Genomic DNA, 22065 nt, shown 5'->3' with positions numbered 1-22065 from the left:
GCAAACAACACCACAACAACTCACCTGATTACGGAAGGCGAAAACAACTTCGTTCAACCGCACACAACTCCGCGAGGCGTGCAGTAACAACCGGTGGAGTAAGTCAAATCAACTCGCACCAACCCGGGCGCGGACGCGCCCACTTTCACTCCGTCACGCCATACCTCATAACTGCCGGTAGCGGATTTGAAATTACGCAAGGGGTACAACGCCGTGTCGTAGGCGTCCACGACGATCGTTGTTCCTGCGGCAGCGTATTCAGGTTCCCAACGCAATGACCGCTCGAATACAACATTCGAATTCTGGGTGCTCCAGTTATTCTCGTTAAACCCTTGCCACTTGAACCTTATCGTGTCGCCCACCCGCAGGCCGGTGTGCGCGGCGATAAACCAGCGCACCCCATTGGCCAACATCGACCACGCCACCCCATTCACCGGTTGGGTTTGCGAGCGACAGGTCAAATAACCATTGGTTAACGTGTGTTGCACCACCGGTGCAGGCAACGGTACGAACCTCACATTCACCGTGGTCACCGGGGAACGTTGCTCGTTAACACCGTTGCTGGTGATGTAATGCACCGCGTGCGCGGTCACGGTGGTGCTATCGAGCACGGCAGCCGGCACATCGGAAAAATTCACCCAGCTACCGGCTACATCGCCCGCCCTTACCGAATAAGTGGCCACCGGACCGTCGCCATTCCAGAACAGCTGCAGTGTGTCCCCTGGTCGCGGCGTATCAAACAGACGCACGCGCACACGAATGGGGTAGCCCCTGTCGTCGTTGACCAGCAGATTGGTGCCGGTGCGCCCCACCACCTCCACCGGCGCCAGCGTCGGGTTGAGCAACGCGGGCGCATTGGCGTGATCCTGCCCGGCAATCGTCAGGTTGACATTGACCGCGAGGGGCGCTGACGGTGTCGGCGAAAGATTGAGGCCGATCACCTCGTAACGCACTTGCACAGTTTCTGCCGCCAACGCAGGTTTGGGTCCTCTTAGAACGGGCCACGGAATTTCAACCTCGAAAGGCAGCCGGGACACCCCTTGCGCGTTCGTTGGCCGATCATCCCAGTACACGATCACTTGATGCCCGGCGGCTGCCGACCATCCGGGATAGTCGATACGAACGAACACGCCCGCACGCGCGTCATCACGCTTGATCAACCGATCGTCATAGGCAGGAGGACGAATGCTTGGCGCCGGCAAGCCAATCCCCATCACAAAAGGCAGGCCCGCACTCATCTCGCTGAAATTGCCGGCCTCGTCGAAAATTCGAAAGAACGCATAAGCCTGGCCATTATTCAGATCTCGAAAAGCATCAGCATTCAGCGTGGCCGTGCGCGGGACAGTGCCGAAATTCACTGGCGAGCCTCCGTCTGCCTGCGCCACCGGAGGGGTGCTCGAATTGGATAAATAGATCTCGACCCGATCCCCGGGCGCCTCGATGTTATAAGCCGGAAGCTTGAAGACCGTGGGTTGATGGTCGAGCACATATTGCTCATCAAGCACCGGCACGGGAGGCACCTGAAACTCCAGCCTGTCGGTTGGGCGCAGCAGTGTCGGGCGCTCCAGGTCAATGGTGATCGTCACTTTGGGATTGCTGAACGTCTGCCCGCTGCCGTTGCGAACGCTGTAATAAAGGTGAGCGACCCGAGTGCGGCTGCGCAGGTTGAGCAGGCTGATTTCACGTTCGTAAAACGCGGGCATGTCCGGCGGTGGCGCGCCCACGTAAAACCGGTCGAGAAGCCTGACGCCATCATCGCTCTCCCACCAGACCTCGCAGGTATGCATGGGATCATCCACCGCGTCCGGAATGGGTTGCCAGGCGGGGATTTGCAGCTTCAGCGGAGCCAGCAACAAGTTTTGCGCAACCACGCCTCTGCCGTCTGCGGTATTGACGCCCGGTACCGTTAGCGGGTCCAGGCCAGTTGAGGTGACGGCGATCCTCGCGGTCAGCCCGGAACGACGCGAATAGGGCTTTACGATAATGGTCATGTTCCAGGCCTCGGGATTAGTTTCGCCACCGCATGTCAGGGGAAGAGCACTTCCTGGCTGCTGTAGGAAAAATTAAACGCTGAAAGCCCGTACCCGGATACTGTCATAACTAACAGGTGGCCCCATCCATTCGTCGGTTTTTTCCAGCTCGGCGCAGCGAGCATTTCCAAATAGTCCTTGACGGAACCCGGCAGCCTGGCATTTTATGAAACCGGTTTCATCGTTCGCATGCCCACGCGGGAACCGCACACTCCAATAAGAAAGGCCGCTATCGTGACTTCCTTTTCCTCCGCCCAGCGCAGCCGCGTGACCATGCTTGACGTGGCCCAGCGCGCAGGCGTCTCCAAAGCCAGCGTGTCACGCTTTATCGGCGACGACCGCGCCCTGCTCTCCGATGCCATTGCCCTGCGCATCGAACAGGCCATCAGCGAACTCGGCTACCGCCCCAACCAGATGGCACGTGGATTGAAGCGTGGCCGCACGCGCCTGATCGGCATGCTGGTGGCCGATATCCGCAACCCCTATTCGATTGCCGTGATGCATGGCGTCGAGACTGCCTGCCGCCAGCATGGCTACAGCCTGGTGGTGTGCAACACCGACCGTTGCGACGAGCAGGAGCGTCAGCACCTCGCCGCGCTGCGCTCGTACAACATCGAAGGGTTGATCGTGAATACCCTCGGCCATCACCTTGATCAATTGCTGGAACTGCAACAGGAAATGCCGTTGGTGCTGGTTGACCGCAAGGTTGAGCCGCTGCATAGCGACCTGGTAGGGCTGGATAACGCCGCAGCCGTGCGCATCGCCGTCGAGCATCTGCAACAGCAGGGTTATCTCAATGTGTTGCTGGTGAGCGAAGCCGCCGACGGCACCAGTTCCCGCTTGGAACGCCAGACCAGTTTCAAGGCCGAAATCGCCGCCCGCCCTGGTTTGACCGGCGCGGTATTGGAGCTGGATAGTGCGCTGGAAAAGCACTTGCACACCTTTCTTGCCAACCCTGGCCCCAAGGCGCTGTTCTGCGCCAACGGCATTGCCGCGCTGGCCTGTACGCGCGCGCTCAAGGCCCTGGGTTGCACGTTGTTTGAGGAAGTCGGCCTGATCGCTCTGGATGACCTGGACTGGTATCCACTGGTGGGCAACGGCATTACTGCCCTCGCCCAGCCGACCGAAGCGATTGGCGCCAGCGCCTTCGATTGCCTGCTCAAACGCCTGCGCGGTGATGACGCGCCGACGCGCACGCTGGATTTTTTGCCGCAACTGATTATCCGAGGCTCCACCCAATTACCTGTGGGAGCTGGCTTGCCTGCGATGACGGTTTATCAGACGAAGCAGTAGTCGACTGACCCACCGCTACCGCAGGCAAGCCAGCTCCCACATTTGTTTGCGTATAAAAATGAAACCGGTTTCAGAGGTACACAACAATGCATAACTACCCCGTTTCCATCAGCCTTTCCAGCTACGGCGCCGATCTGGTTCGCCAGCAGGGCCAATTGAGTTTCGTCCAACTACTGGCGTCTGCCGGCGCGCAACGCATCGAGTGGCGCGAAGAATTGCTGACCACCGAGCAACCCGCCCAGCTGGCCCGGGCCGCTGCCAGTCATGGCCTCGAAGCGGTATTTTCTTCACCGCTGGAGCTGTGGGTGGCCGGCCGCGCCCAGCCGAATGCGGAACTCGCCGCCACCCTGGACCGTGCCCAGGCCTTTGGCGCGCGCTGGCTGAAAGTCTCCCTCGGCTACTTCACCGACACCAACGACCTGCAAAGCCTGCACGCCCTGCTCAACCGGCACGCGGTGCAGTTGCTGGTGGAAAACGACCAGACCCTGCATGGCGGGCGGATCGAACCGATGCAGCGTTTTTTCAGCGAGGTCGAGCGCCTTGGCCTGCCAGTGAAGATGACCTTCGATATCGGCAACTGGCACTGGCAGGACCAGTCGTCCCTCACGGCCGCGCGCCTGCTGGGCAGGCACGTGGATTACCTGCATTGCAAGGCCGTGGCCCGGCGTGCGGACGGCAAGCTGGTCGCACTGCCGCCCAGTGCCACCGACCTGCACCTGTGGGAACAATTACTCAAACACATGAACCAAGGTATTACCCGGGCGGTGGAGTTTCCGTTGCAGGGCGACGATTTGGTCGAGGTCACTGCCCGCCAGGTCGCCGCCCTCGCCTGCCTTGGCCAACCTCGCGCGGAGAGTGCCCATGCCTGAGATCGATATCCTTTCGTTCGGCGAAACCATGGCGATGCTGGTCGCCGAGCAAACCGGTGATCTGGCCCAGGTCATGCAATTTCACAAACGCATTGCCGGGGCCGACAGCAACGTCGCCATCGGTTTGTCGCGCCTGGGTTTCAAGGTCGCCTGGCTGAGCCGGGTGGGCAACGACTCCCTCGGCCGCTTTGTGGTCGACACCTTGCAAAACGAAGGGCTGGACTGTCGGCATGTGGCGGTCGACCCGCTGCACCCTACGGGCTTTCAGTTCAAGTCCCGCGAAGAGACGGGCAACGATCCTCAGGTGGAGTATTTCCGCAAGGGCTCGGCGGCCAGCCATTTGTCCGTCGACTCGCTGAACCCGGCGCTGCTGCAGGCGCGCCATCTGCATGCCACCGGGATCCCGCCGGCGTTGTCCGACGCTACGCGCGCGCTGTCCTTCGAGTTGATGACGCAGATGCGCAAGGCCGGACGCAGTGTGTCGTTCGACCCCAACCTGCGCCCGGCATTGTGGGCCAGTCAGCAACAGATGATCCGCGAAATCAACGCCCTCGCCGCCCTCGCCCACTGGGTACTGCCGGGCCTGAACGAAGGGCGCCTGCTCACCGGGCTGGATGACCCGGCCGATATCGCCGCGTTCTACCTGGACCAGGGCGCCGAAGCCGTGGCCATCAAGCTCGGCGCGGACGGCGCCTATTTCCGCACCCAGATGGACCAGGGATTTATCGCCGCCGTGCCGGTGGACAAAGTGGTCGACACCGTCGGTGCCGGCGACGGCTTCGCGGTCGGCATGATCAGCGCCCTGCTGGAAAACCTGAGCTTCCCCGAAGCGGTGCAGCGCGGCAACTGGATCGGCAGCCGCGCCGTGCAAAGTCGCGGCGACATGGAGGGCCTGCCGACCCGTGCTGAATTGACCACCCGATCCGTCGCATAACCCATTCCCTGTTGCCACAACTACAACAAGCTCAGGAGCAACCTTATGGAAACCGTGAAACTCGCCACCCGCCGCTGGTGGTACATCATGCCCATCGTGTTCATCACCTACAGCCTGGCCTACCTGGACCGCGCCAACTACGGCTTCGCCGCCGCCTCAGGCATGGCCGAAGACCTGATGATCACGCCGGGCATGTCATCGCTGCTCGGTGCGCTGTTTTTCCTTGGCTATTTCTTCTTCCAGGTGCCGGGGGCGATCTACGCGCAGAAACGCAGCGTCAAAAAACTGATTTTCGTCAGCCTGATCCTCTGGGGCGGCCTCGCCACCCTCACCGGCGTGGTGTCCAACGCCTACATGCTGATCGTGATTCGCTTCATGCTCGGCGTGGTCGAAGCCGCAGTGATGCCGGCGATGCTGGTGTACCTGTGCCATTGGTTCACCCGTGCCGAACGTTCGCGGGCCAACACCTTCCTGATCCTCGGCAACCCGGTGACCATGCTGTGGATGTCGGTGGTATCCGGCTACCTGGTGCAGCATTTCAGCTGGCGCTGGATGTTCATCATCGAAGGCCTGCCGGCGGTGCTGTGGGCGTTTATCTGGTGGAAACTCGCCGACGAGCGCCCCAAGGACGCCAAATGGCTCAGCGACAGCGAAAAACACAGCCTGGAAAGCGCCCTCGCCGCCGAACAGGTGGGCATCAAGGCCGTAAAAAACTACGCCGAAGCGTTTCGCTCGCCCAAGGTAATCATTCTCGCGCTGCAGTTTTTCTGCTGGAGCATCGGCGTGTACGGCTTTGTGTTGTGGTTGCCGTCGATCCTCAAGAAAGGTCTGCAAATGGACATGGTCGAGGCCGGCTGGCTGTCAGCGCTGCCATACCTGGCGGCGGTGATCGCCATGCTCGTGGTGTCGTGGGGCTCGGACAAACTGCAAAAGCGCAAACGCTTCGTGTGGCCGCCGCTGCTGATTGCCTCCATCGCCTTCTATGCCTCCTACGCGCTGGGCGCCGAACACTTCTGGTGGTCCTACACCCTGCTGGTGATTGCCGGGGCCTGTATGTATGCGCCCTATGGGCCGTTTTTTGCCATCGTGCCGGAAATTCTCCCGGCCAACGTCGCCGGCGGCGCCATGGCACTGATCAACAGCATGGGCGCCCTCGGCTCGTTCGGCGGCTCGTACCTGGTGGGCTACCTCAACAGCAGCACCGGTTCGCCGGGCACTTCCTACCTGCTGATGAGCGGTGCGTTGATGCTGTCAGTGGTGCTGACCATTTTCCTCAAGCCCGGCGCCAGCGACCGCGCGTCCTCACCTACTCTGGAGCTGAAGGTAAAGACCTCATGAAAAAATCCGTCGTGCTGTACAAAAAACTCTCCGCGCCGCTGATGGCGCGCCTGCACGAACACGCAGACGTGACCCTGATCGATGCCCTTGACGAAGCCGGCCTGGCCAAACTGCGCGACGCCCTGCCCGGCGCCCACGGCCTGCTCGGCGCGAGCCTGCGCCTGGACGCCGAACTGCTCGACCTGGCGCCCAAACTCGAGGCCGTGGCCAGCGTCTCGGTGGGCGTCGATAACTACGACATCGACTACCTCACCCGACGCCGCATCCTGCTCAGCAATACCCCGGACGTACTCACCGAAACCACCGCCGACAACGGTTTTGCGCTGATCCTCGCCACCGCCCGCCGGGTGGTGGAACTGGCCGACATGGTGCGCGCCGGTCAATGGCACAAAAACATCGGCCCCGCGCATTTTGGCAGCGACGTGCACGGCAAGACCCTGGGCATCGTCGGCATGGGCCGCATCGGCGAAGCCCTGGCCCAACGCGGGCATTTCGGCTTTGGCATGCCGGTGATCTACCACAGTCATTCGCCAAAACCTGCGGTGGACGCGCGTTTTGCTGCGCAGTACCGCAGCCTGGACGACCTGCTGCAACAGGCTGACTTTGTGTGCCTCACGTTGCCGCTGACAGCGCAGACGGAAAAGCTGATCGGCGCACGCGAGTTTGCGCTGATGGGGCCGGAGACGATCTTTATCAATATCTCGCGGGGCAAGGTGGTGGACGAGGCGGCGCTGGTGGATGCGTTGCAACAGCGCACGATTCGTGCGGCGGGACTGGATGTGTTTGAACGTGAGCCGCTGGAGCATGCTTCGCCGTTGCTGCGGTTGAATAATGTGGTGGCGACGCCGCATATTGGTTCGGCGACTCATGAAACGCGGGAGGCAATGGCCAGGTGTGCGGTTGATAATCTGCTGGCGGCGTTGGGCGGGGAGCGGCCTTTGAATTTGGTGAATCCGGGGGCTTATGTGGGTTGAGCCCTTTTTTTGGGGTTTTATGGGGTACATATTCGTTATTTGGGTAATGGCTGATTATGGTTCCGCCCTTACGGCGGGTCACTTTGGAAAAGAGCCCCAAAGTAACCAAAGGGCTCTTGCCCCACCACTCGGCACCTCGCTAATGCTCGGTGTGCCCGCACGCAGGCTTGAATCCGTGGGCCGCCGCGATGGGCCATCCCTGGCCCAGCGCGGCTAACCCGGCGTCCTGCCGGGTTACCCACGGATTCAAGCCTGCGTGCGGCCAGCGTGGTTGACGGGGCGCTTGAGATCAAAAGCCAAAGCAAAGCAGATCAAAAGCCAGAGCAGAGCAGTGTGATATCCATTCAGACAAATGGAGATCCAAATGTGGGAGGGGGCTTGCTCCCGATAGCAGTGGGTCAGCTACACATAAGCTGACTGACCCACCCTCATCGGGAGCAAGCCCCCTCCCACATGTTGTACAGCGTACGGCAGACAATCCCGGTCGGCTCTAAGGCCGCCGCGCTGCAGGCTTTGGAGCGTGGGTAAGCCGGCAGGACGCCGGGCCGGCTTCCGGTCCTTCCAAAAGTGACCCGCCGTAAGGGCGGAACCGCCAGCCGCCATCACCTAAATAACGGATATGCCCCGCCCGTAAACCCAGCCAAAAAGCTCACCGCAAAGCCCTGCGCAACACCTTCCCCACCGTAGTCTTGGGCAACTCCGTACTGCGAAACTCCACATACCTGGGCACCTTGTACCCCGTCAAATACTCCCGACAGTGCGCAAGAATCTGCGCCTGGCTCAAGCTGGGATCCTTGCGCACCACAATAATCTTCACCCTCTCCCCGGTCACCCCATCCTCCACCCCGATGGCCGCCACTTCAGCCACGCCGGGATGCATCGCCACCACGTCTTCGATCTCGTTGGGGTACACATTGAAACCCGAGACCAGAATCATGTCCTTCTTGCGATCCACCAGACGGATATACCCGCGCTCATCCATCACCCCGATATCGCCGGTCGACAACCACCCCTGCGCGTCCAATACCTCCGCCGTTTCTTTGGGCCGCTTCCAGTAACCCTGCATCACCTGCGGGCCGCGCACTTGCAGTTCGCCCTGCTCGCCAATTTCGGCAATCTCGCCGTCTGCCCGCACGAACCGCACCCAGGTCGACGGCAGCGGCACGCCGATGCTGCCGGTGAATTCCATCTCGCGCATGCGCGAAATATCGATGGGGCTGATGCTCACCACCGGCGAGCATTCGGTGAGGCCGTAGCCCTCGATGATCGGCAGCCCGGTGACGTCCTTCCAGCGCTTGGCCACCGCGGTGTGGGTGGCCATGCCGCCGGCGATCACCAGGCGCAGGGCGGAAAAATCCCGCGCGCAGAAGTCCTTGTTCTCCAGCAAACCGTTGAACAGCGTGTTCACCCCGGCGATCCCGTTGAAGCGTTCCTTGCGCAGGATCATCTGCACACGCTTCACGTCCCGTGGGTTGGCGATCAGGATATTGCGCCCGCCCAGGCACATGAACATCAGGCAGTTCACCGTCAGGGAAAAGATGTGGTACAGCGGTAGCAGCGTCACGTTGCTCTGCTGTTGCGCCGGGTCCAACTGGTCGCCGACCCAGGCCTTGGCCTGCAACAGGTTGGCGATGATATTGCGGTGGCTGAGCATTACACCCTTGGCGTCGCCCGTGGTGCCGCCGGTGTACTGCAGAAAGGCCAGGTCATCGCGTTGCATCGGCACCGGCAGGTGATTGAGCGCCCGCCCCTGTTTCAGCACCTGGTTGAAACGCACCGAACCACTTAGGTTGAACACCGGCACCTGCTGCTGCACACGGCGCAGGATGAAGTTCATCGCCGCGCCCTTGAAGGTGCCGAGCAGATCACCGATGGCTGCCACCACCACGCGTTTGACACTGCTGCCCTGCATGACTTTTTCCAGGGTGTGGGCGAAATTTTCGAAGATCACCACGGTCTCGGCGCCGCTGTCCTTGAGCAGGTGCCTGAGCTCATGGGAGGTGTACAACGGGTTGACGTTGACCACCACCGCACCGGCCAGGATCGTGCCCAGCAGGCAGATCGGATATTGCAAACAATTGGGCATCATCAGCGCCACGCGGTCGCCCTTTTTCACGCCCTGGCCCTGCAGCCAGGCGGCAAACGCAATGCCCTGAGCCTGCCAGTCGGCGTACGTCATCTCGGTGCCGATGCTGACGTACGCCACGCGCTCGCGAAACTTCTCCAGGTGTTCGAGGAACACTTCGCGCAACGATGGGTAGGCCTCGATATCGGCCTCAATGTCTGCCGGAACCCCAGGCAGGTATGCGTTCAACCAGATGCGTTCGGTCTGTTCCAGGCTGATAGCGTTCATGGCAGTTTCCCTGTTGTTGTTATGGGTGGCGCTATTTTTCGACGATGGCGGTGATGCCCAGGCCGCCCGCTGCGCAGATCGAGATCAGGCCGCGCCCGCCGCCGCGTTCATGGATGGCCTTGGCCAGCGCGGCGAGTTGCCGGCCTCCGGTGGCGGCAAAGGGGTGACCGCAGCCCAGCGAGCCGCCGTTGACGTTCATCTTCGCGCGGTCGATAGCGCCCAACGGCGCCTCCAGGCCCAATCGTTCGCGGCAATAGTCGGGGTCTTCCCAGGCTTTGAGCGTGCACAGCACCTGGGCGGCGAATGCTTCGTGGATCTCGAAGAAATCGAAATCGGCAAAGCCCAGCCCTTCACGCTTGAGCATGCGCGGTACGGCGTAGGCCGGGGCCATCAGCAGGCCTTCGCTGCCGTCGACGAAATTCACCGCCGCCGTCTCGCCAGTGCGCAGGTAAGCCAGCACCGGCCAGCCATGGGCGGCGGCCCAGGCTTCGCTGGCCAGCAGCACCACCGAGGCGCCATCGGTGAGCGGCGTGGCGTTGCCGGCGGTGAGGGTGCCATGCTCGCGGTCATAGGCCGGCGCCAGGCCGGCGAGTTTTTCCAGGCTGGTATCGGTGCGCAGGTTGTTGTCACGGGTCAGGCCGCGATGGGGACTGATCAGGTCATCGAAAAAGCCACGCGTGTAGGCGGCATCGAGACGCTGATGGCTGGTGAGGGTCAATTCGTCCTGGGCCAGGCGCTTGATCTGCCAGCGCCTGGCCATTTCTTCGCAATGCTCACCCATGGACAGGCCGGTGCGCGGCTCGCCATTGCGCGGCAGCAGTGGCTTGAACAGCATCGCCGGGCGCGCCTTGAGCAGCGCCTTGAGCTTATCGCCCAGGCCTTTGCCGCGATTGGCCGCCAGCAATACGTGGCGCAGGGATTCATTGATGCCGATGGGCGCATCGGACGTGGTGTCGGCGCCACCGGCAATGCCCACCTCGATCTGGCCGAGGGCGATTTTGTTCGCCACCAGCAACGCCGCTTCAAGCCCCGTGCCGCAGGCCTGCTGTACATCGTAGGCGGGCGTTTGAGGGGACAGCGTGGTCGACAGCAGCGACTCGCGCGCCAGGTTGAAGTCTCGCGAATGTTTGATCACCGCGCCTGCGGCAAACTCGCCCAATCGCTGGCCGTGCAGGTTGTAGCGATCCACCAGGCCTTGCAGCGCAGCCACCAGCAAATCCTGGTTGCTCTCGAAGGCATACACCGTGTTGGAACGGGCGAACGGGATGCGGTTGCCGCCGATGATCGCCACGCGGCGAGTCGGCGCCGGGTTGAAGCTGTAGTCACTCATGCCAGGTTCTCTTTCCAGATAAACAGCCCGCGCATGTGCGGCTTGTCGCCCGCGACGTTGCGCACTTCGAATGCCCGGCGCGGGCCGCTCAGCGGATGGCTCCACAGCGCGACCTGGCCGGGCAGGAAGATCGGCAATTTGAAGTCGCAATGGGCCTCGGCTACGGCCAGGCCGCCCGGAGGTTGCCCGGCGGCCAGCGCCCGGCCCAGGGTCCACATGCCGTGGGCGATGGCGCGGCGAAAACCAAAGATTTTTGCGCCAATCAGCGAGGTATGAATCGGATTGAAGTCCCCCGACACCCTGGCGAAGCGACGTCCCAGGTCGGCGGGCAACACCCAGCGCTGGGTGCGCAACAGGCCTTCTTCCGGCAAGGGCAGCGCGTCGTCCCACAGCTCGCCGACGGGATTTTCCACCTCGCGGCGCAAGTAAAGGCTGTCGCTTTCCCACACCAGAGCGCCTGCGCCGTAAGCGCGAGTGGCGATGCTCAGCGCCTGCCCCTTGGGGTGGGCCACCCAGCGTTCGCAATACACCTCCAGGCGCAGGGCCTGGCCTTCGTGCAAACGCTGATGCTGACGGATGCGGTTGGCCAGGTGCACCATGCCGCTGGCCGGATACGGAAAACTCGGCCGGGTCAGCAACATCAGGTGCAAGGGAAACGCCAGCACGTGGGGATAGGACAGCGGCACGCCCTGCTCGCGCCGGAAACCACAGGCACGGCCATAGGCGGCGATGCCGGCAGGCGACAGCTCCACGGCCGAACGCACCAGGCGCTGAGTGGGCAACGGCGGTGCACCGTCGAGCGTGGGCTTGCGCAAGGCGCGCACCCCATCCAGCAGCAGCCGGCTGCGCGACAGTGGCGGGTCGATGATCTGCGTCACGTAGTCCATGGCTCAGGCTCCCAACAGGCTTTGGCCGCACACCCGCACCACCTGGCCATTGACCCCGCCCGAGGCCGGATGGGCCAGCCAGGCGATGGTCTCGGCCACGTCGATGGGCTGACCGCCCTGGGACAGCGAATTCATGCGCCGCCCCGCTTCGCGGATCATCAGCGGAATTTTCGCGGTCATCCGGGTTTCGATAAACCCGGGCGCCACCGCATTCACTGTCACTTGCTGCGCCGCCGCCTGGGGTGCCAGCGCGTTCACCAAGCCGATCACACCGGCCTTGGAGGTGGCGTAATTGCTCTGCCCCAGGTTGCCGGCGATGCCGGAAATCGACGACACGCAGACGATGCGCCCGCCCGGGTTCAGGCCCTGCTGGTCGAGCAACGCCTGGCTCAATTGCAACGGCGCTTGCAGGTTGACCGCCAGCACACTGCGCCAGGCGTCTTCGCTCATTTTGGCGATGGTCTTGTCGCGGGTGATCCCGGCGTTGTGCACCACCACATCAAAGGCGCCGTGCTGGCTGATGTGGTCGTGCAACAGGGCGGCGGCATCCGCGGCGGTGATGTCCAGCGCCAGGGCCGCGCCGCCCACGCTGCTCGCCGCCTGTTGCAAGGCATCCCGGGCCTGGGGCACATCCACGCACACCACATGGGCGCCGTCCCGGGCCAGTACCTGGGCGATGGCCAGGCCGATGCCCCGGCTGGCGCCGGTCACCAACGCACGGCGACCGGCGAAGGGCGCGTCCCAGTCGACCGCGACCTGGCCGTCCACCGGTTTCTCCAGGCGCACCACTTGCCCCGAGACATACGCGGAGCGGCGCGACAGGAAAAAACGCAGGCTGCTGTCGAGCGCGTCTTCGGCGCCCGGCGCCACGTAGAGCAACTGCACGGTAATGGCCCGACGCAGCTCCTTCGCCAGCGAGCGCACCAGGCCCTCGAGGGCGCGTTGGGCGATGGACTGCGGCGGCGCCTGGCAGTGTTCCGGCGCGGTGCCGAGCACCACCACCCGTGACTGCGGGCCAAGGCGCCGGGCATTGGCGTGGAAGAACGTGTAGAGCGTGTCGAGCTGCTGCACGTCGACCACGCCGGTGGCATCGAACACCGCGCCCTGCACCTTCACTGTGGACGGCGCCTTCAGCGTCGCCGGGATGGCAGCGACGGTGTCGGTGGCCGTGAAAAGGCGCTGCACAGGCTCAACCAGACGCCCGGCCCCGGCGACGATCACCGGATTGACCAACGCGGCCTGACCGCTGCGATGGCGCTGCAGAGGCACGGGTTGCGGCAGGCCGGCGGCCTGGGCCACGCGTCGCCCCCAGGGGGAATTGACGAACGAAAGGTAGCGGTCACTCATAAATACATTCCTTGCACACTATTCGAAAACGCCACAGGCCTGTGTGGCGAGCGGGCTTGCCCTGCGTTGGGCTGCGCAGCAGCCCCAAAGCCAGGCGCTGAGCCGTATCAGGTACACCGCGTTTTGCTCGATGGGGGCGCTTCGCACCCCAACGCGGGGCAAGCCCGCTCGCCACAGAGGCTCCGGCCTGATGTTGCAGCGCGCCCTAATGCCGTTCAGCTAAGCGCAGATTCCCTGTGGCGAGCAGGCTTGTCCTGCGTTGGGCTGCGCAGCAGCCCCAAAGCCAGGCGCTGAGCCGTATCAGGTACACCGCGTTTTGCTCGATGGGGGGCGCTTCGCACCCCAACGCGGGGCAAGCCCGCTCGCCACAATAAGCCCACACATTTTCCTTGACTGAACGGCATTAGGGCTTGCCCCGCGTTGGGCTGCGAAGCAGCCCCCGTAAGACGAATGCGTGGTATCAGGCACTCCGCGTGGGCTGGTTTTGGGGCTGCTTCGCACCCCAACGCGGGGTAAGCCCGCTCGCCACTTTGGCCGGTTCCAGCGCTTGCTTGCGCTGCTGCAGTGCCTCCAGCAAACCGAAGTCCTGCGCGAAGTCGTCCACCTGGATGGCGTGGTCAGCGTATTCCACATAGCGCCCGAGCAGGCTGTCTTCGTCGTCGCTGATCAGGTCCAGCGCCCGCGCCTTGACGCGCCAGGCGGTAAAGGCCGTGGCAGAAATCGGCATCGGTTCGAGCAGGCCCTGTTTGATCGCAGGCTTGAGCCGCGCTTCGATCAACTCCAGTTGAGGCAACAACCGGAAGCCCAATTCGCCATAAGCCAGCTTGTCGATTTCCGGCCGGGGAATATAGGAATCAGCGAGCAAACGGTCGCGGGTTTCGCAGGGCGTCTGCACCAGGTCGGCGACCTCGGCCAGCAGGCGATCGGACGGTTTGCGCTGGGGAATGCCCAACGGAAAACTCAAGCCACGCAGCACCGCCGCCGCCGCTTTGGACGGGTAGTTATCGAGCACTTCGGCCAACGCTTCGTGGGCCCGCAGCAGTGCATCACGGGCCGACCAGTGCACCAACGGCAGGTCCGCCTGGGGCCGGCCGTCGTCTTCAAAGCGCTTGAGCACGCAGGACAGGATGTACAACTGCGACAGCACATCGCCCAGGCGCCCGGTGATGCTTTCCTTGCGCTTGAGGGCACCGCCGAGTACGCCCATGGACACGTCCGACACCAGCGCCAGCACCACCGACAGACGATTGGCCTGGCGGTAGTAGCACGCCAACGCTGGTTCGGTGCGGGCCGGAGCGGCAATCAGGCGGCCGCCGGTCAGCCCATGCACCGCCGCGCGCACGGTGTTGGCCAGCACAAAGCTGATATGGCCGAACATCGCGCTGTCGAACGCTTCCAGCGCCTTGCGCCGGTCGGGGTTGCGCGCCGCTTCCATCTCGCGAAACACATAGGGATGGCAACGAATCAGGCCCTGACCATAGATGATCAGGCAGCGGGTCATGATGTTCGCGCCTTCCACCGTGATGGCGATGGGGCTTTGCTGGTAGGCACGGGCCAGGAAGTTGTTGGGCCCCATGCAGATGCCCTTGCCCGCGACGATGTCCATGCCGTCGTTGACGATCATCCGCGCACGTTCGGTGACGTGGTACTTGGCGATGGCCGAAATCACCGAAGGCTTCTCCCCGGCATCCAGCGACGCCACCGACACCTTGCGCACCGCATCGCAGGCATACAGATGCCCGGCCATGCGCGCCAGCGGTGCCTGCACCCCTTCGAACTTGCCGATGGGCAGGCCGAACTGCTTGCGCATTGCCGCGTACGCGGTGGTGCCGCGCACCGCAACCTTGCCCAGGCCGACGTTGGCCGATGGCAGCGAAATCGCGCGCCCCGCCGCCAGGCATTCCATCAACATGCGCCAGCCATTGCCGACCTGTTCACGGCCACCGATCACCCACTCCAGCGGAATGAACACATCCTTGCCGGTGGTGGGGCCGTTCTGGAATACCGCGTTCAATGGCCAGTGGCGACGGCCGCTGTTCACCCCGGGGTGCGAGGTGGGGATCAATGCGCAAGTGATGCCCAGCGCACCCGGCGCGCCGAGCAGGCCCTGGGGGTCTTCGGCGCGAAACGCCAGGCCGAGCACCGTGGCAATCGGCCCTAACGTGATGTAGCGCTTGTCCCAGGTGACTTTGAAGCCAAGGACTTCCTGGCCCTCGTGCAGGCCTTTGCAGACGATGCCGAGGTCGGGAATCGCACCGGCATCGGAGCCGGCATACGGGCTGGTCAGCGCGAAACACGGGATGTCTTCGCCCCGCGCCAGGCGCGGCAAGTAGTAGTTGCGCTGGGCATCGGTGCCGTAATGCAACAGCAGTTCGGCCGGGCCCAGGGAATTAGGCACCATCACCGAAATCGCCGCTGCCGAGCAGCGGGTCGACAGCTTCATCACCACCTGCGAATGGGCGTAGTGGGAGAAGCCTTTGCCGCCGTACTGCCGGGGAATGATCATGCCGAGGAACCCGGCGTCCTTGGTGTACTGCCAGGCCTGCGGGGACATGTCCTGCCAGACCTGGGTGGTTTCCCAGTCGTTGGCGATGTCGCACAGGGTTTCGACTTCGTTGTCGAGAAAGGCCTGCTCTTCGGCACTCAGGCTGGCCGGCGCGGCTTTCAAGAGGCGCTGCCAGTCGGGCTTGCCGCTGAACAGTTCGGCGTCCCACCACACGGTGCCGGACTCGATGGCCGCACGCTCGGTGTCGGACATCGCCGGCATGATCGTGCGAAACAGCGCCAGCGCCTTGCCGGTCAACAGCGCACGGCGCAGCGGTTTGATCGCCAGCAGCAGCGCGGGCACTACCACCAGCAGCGCCGCAAGGGTGATGCCCACACCCGCCACCACGCTGAACAGGTAACCCATCGCCAGCCATACCAGGCCAGTGCCGAGCCACAGCGCGGCGGCGGCTTGTCGATACGCCAGGACAATCGCGGCGGCGAAACCCACCAATAACCAGATAACCATGGGACACCTCTCTCGATTTCAGGACGGAGCAAATTCAAATTAAACTTTGAAATTTTTATTTAATGCTTGAGCCAAAAAAAGCAGCCGACCCGGTCAGCCGCCTGTTACTTGATTGCATCGCCATGGGTCGCCTGCGCGACCCATGGCGACAGGTCAGAACGCGTAGGTTGCCGACAGGCTGACCACCTCGCCCTTCGCATCGGCCTTGCCGTCCAGCGTCGCCCCACCGAGACGATCCTGGTTTTGTGTCCTGAGCTTGGCTTTCTCGACGAATTGCCGCGAGTAGGCACCGTCGATGCTCAAACCGGGAATGGCGCGAATGTTGTAGCCGAAGCCCAGGGACGCGAAAATCCGATCCCCGTCCGGGATACGCGGGTCACGCGTGGAGTTGCGCGTAGGCGTCTGGTCGGTGGCCACGCCGGCGCGGAAGGTGAAGTCATCGGTAAATTTGTAGTCACCGCCCAACGACACCATCCAGGTGTCCTTGTAGTTATAGGGAATCGACACGATTTGCTGGCCGTCGGACTTCAACGTCAGCGCCTTGAACGACGACCACTGGGTCCAGGTGACGCTGGCGCCCAAGGTCAGGCGGTCATTGAACTGGTGGACCCAGTCAACGGAGGCGTTGGCGGGCACGTCCAGTTGCGCCGAGGCATTGGCGCCGTTGGCGTTGAGGTTCAGCCCTGGATAAGCCAGCGACGGCAGGCCGCTTTCGATCAACGTCCTGTTGGTCTCGTCGGCGTAGATGTTGTATTTGCCCTCCAGCTTGTTCTTGATTTTTGCGTGGTAGTTCAGGCCCAGGGTGTCGACATCGGTCGGTTTCCAGACCACCCCGGCAAACCAGCCCACGGAGGTGTTATCCACCTTCACGCGCATCAGCGCGGAGCCTACGCCTGAGGGGAACGGCAGACCGATGTTCGGCGACAGCGCCGCGGCCGAATACAGGTCAAGGTTCTGGCTCACAAAGCCCTTGGTGTGCTGCACGATGGCGCCACCGCCCAGCGAAAACTGATCGTTGACCTTGAACGATAACGAGCCGGTGACACCGACCGTTTCAATGCGGGTATCGACGGCAAAGTCGCGGCCGATCCAGTCCTGGTCCCACGTGGTGCGCGCACCCATCGGCACCACCTGGCTCAAGCCGAAGGCAAAGCGATCGTTGATCGGCATTACCATGAAGCCGGTTGGCAACCATGCGGTGAAGCCGCCCTGGCCACCGTCGCCGGTCCGAGGCGTGGAACTTAAATCCGTGGGGTCGACGCTGGCCGGTGCATTGCCCGCATAATCCTTGGCCGTGCCCTTGTACTTGACGTTGATACGCGCGTAATCAACGGTGAACTGCGAAATGTTGTGATCGATAAAGGCCATGGCCGCCGGGTTGTTATAGGCCGCCGAAGGATCGTTCTGGAACAGCGAGCCGCCACCGAAGGCACGTCCCCATCCGGGAGCGCCGAAGGTCGGCGTGCCAAAACCGCCGGCTTGCGTCTGACCCGTTACACCGATAAGGCCGCCGAGGACTGCCAGGCTCAACAACGTGCGGGCCTGCCGTTTCTTATTATTCATGCTCCACTCCTTATTTTTATCCTCCAGGATCGGCTGTCCCGACCTGGCCTGCCGCAACAAGTGCCTCTTGCGAGGCACTTGCGTATTTCAACGTGTGATCATCACGTCAAGCGCTCCGGGCCCTCAGGGCGTCACGGTAAACGCAGGGTTCGGCACGGCAGTCAGTGCAGTGATCTTGCAACTGCCCACGGTCTGGGCGCTTGGGACGCTCAAGGTGTTGGTGGAGTTGCTCCAGTTGACATTGATGGTCACCGGCGAGCTCGAACAGTTGTTGAGGATCTTGAAGTTCACCCCGGAAACCGTCCCGGTGAACGCATCCGGGCCACCGCTGGCGACGCTCAGCGTCCAGGGCAAGCCTTGCAGCACCGGCACGCTGCACAGGGAGTTGGAACCACTGACCGAAGCGCCGGTGATGGCAGCGCTCGCACCGTTGCCTGCGACGGTACCGGTGAAGGTGATGTTGCACGTGACGGGCTGGTTCAGCGAGGCAGGCGACGTCACAGTGATGGAGCCTGCCGTCGAGAAGCCGGCGCCGGCCGGCGCGATAGTTGCCGCATTAGCCATCGACGCCGCGCCAAAGCACAGGGCAAACGACGTTGCACAAACGAGGGTTTTCAAGCTTTTCATTGTTTTTCCTCACATGTTGTGGCGAATCATTTCGCCAGGGGTAATGGCCATGAACGAGAGGTCACGGTGAAACTGCAGAACTTCCCTTTCCAGCCAAATTTCAATGCATTTACCGCTGTAACAAATCCGCGTACTCAGTCGACCACTTTGAAAGTGGGCGGCATCTTGATCGACACCGACTTGATCCTGCAGTCCTCGCCAATCGGCACATCGCGGGCCTCCAGCTTGCCGGTGGCGTTATCCCAGGTGCCATCGGCGGTCGACGGGCCGCACTTGCCGCCCAGGCCGAAGGCATGCACGTCGACGCTGATCCTGGACATGGAGCCGCTTTGCGTGTCCCGGGCGATCAGCACCCAGGGCAGGTTGATGGCCTCGACGCGGCTGCACTTGAGGCCGCCGTCGAACTCGACCTTGTCGACATTCACCGAGGAGCCATCGGCCGCGACCTTGCCGGCGACCTTGATGGTGCAGTCGGCGCTGATCAGCTTGCCCTTGGCAAAACTGATCGGGCCCTGCGCCGTAAAGGCACTGCCGGCGGGCTCGATGCGCGCGGCCTGGGCCTGGTGGTAGACGATCAGGCCCAGCGCGGCCAGAACGATAGAAGAGATGAACCTGGCAGGTGTTTGCATGGTGGACGTCCTTCCCTTGAAATTATTGTTGTTCGGGTCATACAACGTTATTGCAGCTTCAATGGGGCGCAGCGCCGCGACCGTACTGGTGCAGATACTTCGCGCGCTGTGACGGTTGAAGATTGGTCAGAGAGAGATCGCCGGCGTAATGATTGAGCACGCGTTGGTCCATACGGCGGCGCCAGAGGTACGGCACATACGCCCAGACGATCATGCTGGCGTAGCCGTAGGGAAGTTGCGGCGACTCATCAAAGTGACGCAACGACTGGTAGCTGCGGGTGGGGTTGGCGTGATGGTCCGAATGCCGTTGCAACTGGAACAGAAAGATATTGGTAACGATGCGATTGCTGTTCCACGAATGGCGCGGCGAGCAACGTTCATAACGGCCGTTGGGCAACTTCTGGCGTTTGAGGCCGTAGTGCTCGACGTAGTTGACCACCTCCAGCAACGAGAAGCCGTACACGCCCTGAATGATCAGAAACGGAATCACTGCGGCGCCCAGCCAGGCAATCATCGCGCCCCACAACACCACGCTGTACATCCACGCGCTCAACACGGCGTTTTTCCAGTGCCAGGCCGGCAGGCCGAGTTTGCGCAGGCGTTCACGCTCCAGATTCCACGCCGAACGGGCGCTGAACCACACCGAGCGCGGCAGGAATGCCCAGAAACTTTCGCCCAGCCGGGAACTGGCAGGGTCTTCCGGGGTGGCGACCCGCACGTGATGGCCACGGTTGTGTTCGGTGTAAAAGTGCCCGTAGAAGGTCGGCGCCAGGGTCACCTTGGCCAGGAACACCTCCAGCGGACGAGGCTTGTGGCCCAGCTCATGGGCGGTATTGATGGCAATGCCGGTGGCCGCGCCAGTGGACATCGCCATGCCCAGGTAGGTGAACCAGCCAACCGCGCCGTGCAACTCGGTGCGCGCGGTCATAAAGGCGGCGGCTTTTGCCAACCCACTGGCGGGATCCAGCGTGGCGGTGGCGCGCAGCAGGCCGCCGTTGATGATCCAGTCGATGCCGCCGGCCGCCAGCCAACCGGTGACCACCACCGAAGCGATCACGAACAGCACGCCGATATAGACGATCCAGCGGTAGTAGCTTTGGCTTTCGAGGTGGCTGACGGCGGACTCGGGCGGGTTGCTGACGTCCTCGCCGAGCAGACCGTCGATCAGGGGAATCAGGCCGAAGATCACCAGCACGCCCACCCACCACAACGATTGAACGCCGGTGGCGATGGCCAGGGCGCCAGAGAGCAAGGGCGTGGCCAGCGGCATGATGCCCAGCCACCACAGGTGGCGCTTGCCGTCGGTCCACACGCCTGGTGCTGCCAGGGTCTGATTCATGGCAGCCTCCGCGCACGCTGGGCGGCAGGCGGGTTGATGGAGCGCTGACTGCCTGCTGCAGTCAGCCATGCGATAAAAGGCGTTTTTTTCATTATTTTATTCGCTCTTAGGCATTTCAAAAACTGTTTCAAATTACACATTGAAATAATTTTTTTAAATAAATAGCGCGGAATCGTTAGCTCGTCAACTATTTCTTCAACCCTTTTTTGCGTGACCGGGCAGTCTGTTTTTCAGCTGTTTGGTCAGGTCTGCAGCGCGGGCGTTGACGCCGTGAAATCGCGCGTCGAATCGCCACGCTACGGATGCACCAGGGCAAGTGGCGCAGGCGCAATCGCGGCGTTTTCTCCCGTTCGGGCACGTCTGGCGACCTGCTCCACCAACGCCGCCACCCGTTCGGTAGCCGTAATCGGCAGCATGTGCCCACAGCCCTCCACCACCTGCAGCTTGAGCCCGGGCACCTTGCTGGCCAGGGCCTGGCCGTGTTTGCGCAAGTCGAGCACCTTGTCCCGCGAGCCATAGATCAGCCCGATCGGCAAGGTCAGTTGCGGATAGCGCGCCACCATGTGCGGCAGGTCATCGTTGACCTGGTTGATCTCGGTGGAGGCTGCGTAGAAATTGTCAGGACGCATGCCCAGCAAACCGCCGCCTCGGGTGGCAAAATCGGCCGGGGCGGCATCCGGCGCGAACACGCCCTTGACCACCGAACGTTGGGTCAACAGGCCGATGGGCAAGGTCAGCGTGCGCGCGACCCAGCGGCGCAGCCACGCCGGGCGCACGGCCAGGGACAGGAATACCGGCGGCAACAGGCGCTGGGGATGAGTCAGCGGCGCCACCAGAATCAAGCCGGACACCGTCTCGGGATGATCAAGCGCCAGTGCCAGGGCAATCGCGCCGCCCAGGGAATGGCCCAGCACCAGCGGTTTATGCAGGCCCAGGGTATTTATAAGGTCGCTGATCTGCCGCGCCTGGGCCGGCAGGTCCGCCGCCGTGCCTTTGCCACGGGTGGAATAGCCGGAGCCCGGGCGGTCGAGGCTGATCACGCGAAAGTGTGCACTCAAGCGGCCAGACAAGGCATAGGTGAGGTTGCGACTGCTGCCCATCAGGCCGTGAATCATCACCAGCGGGGGACCGCTGCCCTCCTCGACATAATGAAAACGCTCGCCCTTGACCTCCACCACCCGCCCGTTGCGCGGCACAGCCGCTTCTATGCGCCGCGTCATCCACGCACTCAAGCCCCACAACACCGCGCTTGCACCGACAAACACCGCTGCAGCCACACCCCATTCGACAGCCATCGCTTCGTCCTCCGCTTCCCTGGAGCTGGCGACCCGACCGGTATTGATCGAGGCCTCAGCCATCGTCCCTGCCCTGCTTGCGGGCCTCACTCATAGCGTGCGCGTCCGTCGGACGAGGCGCACATACCAAACAAGGTCCTGGCGTGGGCGAATTTTTCAGGTAGATTATTTAAAATCTTTTTTAAAATATGTAATTCAAATTTCCTTTGCAATGGTGTTTCATCCAAAAAACAGGAGCGCACCC

Annotated in this window: 16 protein-coding genes; 5 read left to right on the top strand and 11 right to left on the bottom strand. The window is 62.6% G+C overall.

Annotation, left to right across the window (positions count from 1 at the left end; all coding sequences use genetic code 11):
* Positions 1-53: 53 nt before the first annotated feature.
* Positions 54-1991, bottom strand: a complete 1938-nt coding sequence (locus LUB09_RS22075; protein ID WP_231423694.1) for a hypothetical protein — start codon at positions 1989-1991, stop codon at positions 54-56.
* 273 nt (positions 1992-2264) lie between these two features.
* Here LUB09_RS22075 and LUB09_RS22070 point away from each other — a divergent pair, with 273 nt between their 5' ends.
* The 5 genes from LUB09_RS22070 to LUB09_RS22050 all read left to right on the top strand — a co-directional run bounded on the left by LUB09_RS22070 (position 2265) and on the right by LUB09_RS22050 (position 7438).
* Positions 2265-3323: a LacI family DNA-binding transcriptional regulator gene (locus tag LUB09_RS22070; protein ID WP_269325509.1), complete on the top strand. Its 1059-nt coding sequence runs from the start codon at positions 2265-2267 to the stop codon at positions 3321-3323.
* 86 nt (positions 3324-3409) lie between these two features.
* A complete protein-coding gene (locus tag LUB09_RS22065; protein ID WP_231423693.1) occupies positions 3410-4192 on the top strand; it encodes a sugar phosphate isomerase/epimerase family protein in 783 nt (260 codons plus the stop codon).
* Complete coding sequence (locus tag LUB09_RS22060) at positions 4185-5126, top strand: sugar kinase (protein ID WP_231423692.1); 942 nt, start codon at positions 4185-4187, stop codon at positions 5124-5126. Before LUB09_RS22065 ends, LUB09_RS22060 begins: the two co-directional genes overlap by 8 nt.
* A 45-nt stretch (positions 5127-5171) precedes the next feature.
* Positions 5172-6464, top strand: a complete 1293-nt coding sequence (locus LUB09_RS22055; protein WP_057010196.1) for an MFS transporter — start codon at positions 5172-5174, stop codon at positions 6462-6464.
* Positions 6461-7438 (top strand): 2-hydroxyacid dehydrogenase, encoded by a 978-nt coding sequence (locus LUB09_RS22050; protein WP_231423691.1) that lies wholly within the window; start codon positions 6461-6463, stop codon positions 7436-7438. Before LUB09_RS22055 ends, LUB09_RS22050 begins: the two co-directional genes overlap by 4 nt.
* A 649-nt stretch (positions 7439-8087) precedes the next feature.
* On the opposite strand, the gene LUB09_RS22045 is transcribed toward LUB09_RS22050, so the two are convergent.
* From LUB09_RS22045 to LUB09_RS22000, 10 genes are all read right to left on the bottom strand, one after another.
* A complete protein-coding gene (locus LUB09_RS22045; RefSeq protein ID WP_231423690.1) occupies positions 8088-9791 on the bottom strand; it encodes an AMP-binding protein in 1704 nt (567 codons plus the stop codon).
* Positions 9792-9822: 31 nt separating this feature from the next.
* A complete protein-coding gene (locus LUB09_RS22040; RefSeq protein WP_231423689.1) occupies positions 9823-11121 on the bottom strand; it encodes an acetyl-CoA C-acetyltransferase in 1299 nt (432 codons plus the stop codon).
* Positions 11118-12008 carry a MaoC/PaaZ C-terminal domain-containing protein gene (locus LUB09_RS22035; protein ID WP_231423688.1) on the bottom strand — a complete coding sequence of 297 codons (891 nt, stop codon included), beginning with the start codon at positions 12006-12008 and terminating at the stop codon, positions 11118-11120. Before LUB09_RS22035 ends, LUB09_RS22040 begins: the two co-directional genes overlap by 4 nt.
* A gap of 3 nt (positions 12009-12011) precedes the next feature.
* Positions 12012-13355 (bottom strand): 3-oxoacyl-ACP reductase, encoded by a 1344-nt coding sequence (locus LUB09_RS22030; RefSeq protein ID WP_209981432.1) that lies wholly within the window; start codon positions 13353-13355, stop codon positions 12012-12014.
* A 460-nt stretch (positions 13356-13815) separates the two neighbouring features.
* A complete protein-coding gene (locus LUB09_RS22025) occupies positions 13816-16368 on the bottom strand; it encodes an acyl-CoA dehydrogenase (RefSeq protein ID WP_231423687.1) in 2553 nt (850 codons plus the stop codon).
* Between the two features lie 153 nt (positions 16369-16521).
* Positions 16522-17931 (bottom strand): outer membrane protein transport protein, encoded by a 1410-nt coding sequence (locus tag LUB09_RS22020; RefSeq protein WP_231423686.1) that lies wholly within the window; start codon positions 17929-17931, stop codon positions 16522-16524.
* 123 nt (positions 17932-18054) lie between these two features.
* A complete protein-coding gene (gene praB / locus LUB09_RS22015) occupies positions 18055-18558 on the bottom strand; it encodes an alkane oxidation protein activator PraB (protein WP_231423685.1) in 504 nt (167 codons plus the stop codon).
* Positions 18559-18692: 134 nt separating this feature from the next.
* Positions 18693-19187, bottom strand: coding sequence for an alkane oxidation protein activator PraA (gene praA, locus LUB09_RS22010; RefSeq protein ID WP_231423684.1), 495 nt, complete (start codon positions 19185-19187; stop codon positions 18693-18695).
* Between the two features lie 58 nt (positions 19188-19245).
* Complete coding sequence (locus tag LUB09_RS22005) at positions 19246-20526, bottom strand: alkane 1-monooxygenase (RefSeq protein ID WP_209981421.1); 1281 nt, start codon at positions 20524-20526, stop codon at positions 19246-19248.
* Between the two features lie 296 nt (positions 20527-20822).
* On the bottom strand, positions 20823-21884 hold the full coding sequence (locus LUB09_RS22000; RefSeq protein ID WP_231423683.1) for an alpha/beta fold hydrolase: 1062 nt from the start codon (positions 21882-21884) through the stop codon (positions 20823-20825).
* Between the last annotated feature and the right edge of the window lie 181 nt (positions 21885-22065).

It is taken from the genome of Pseudomonas sp. Leaf59, assembly GCF_920984685.1.
In the GTDB taxonomy this organism is placed as follows: domain Bacteria; phylum Pseudomonadota; class Gammaproteobacteria; order Pseudomonadales; family Pseudomonadaceae; genus Aquipseudomonas.
The sequence above is the reverse complement of the archived record's forward strand: the minus strand, read 5'-3'. Positions and strand labels throughout refer to the sequence as shown.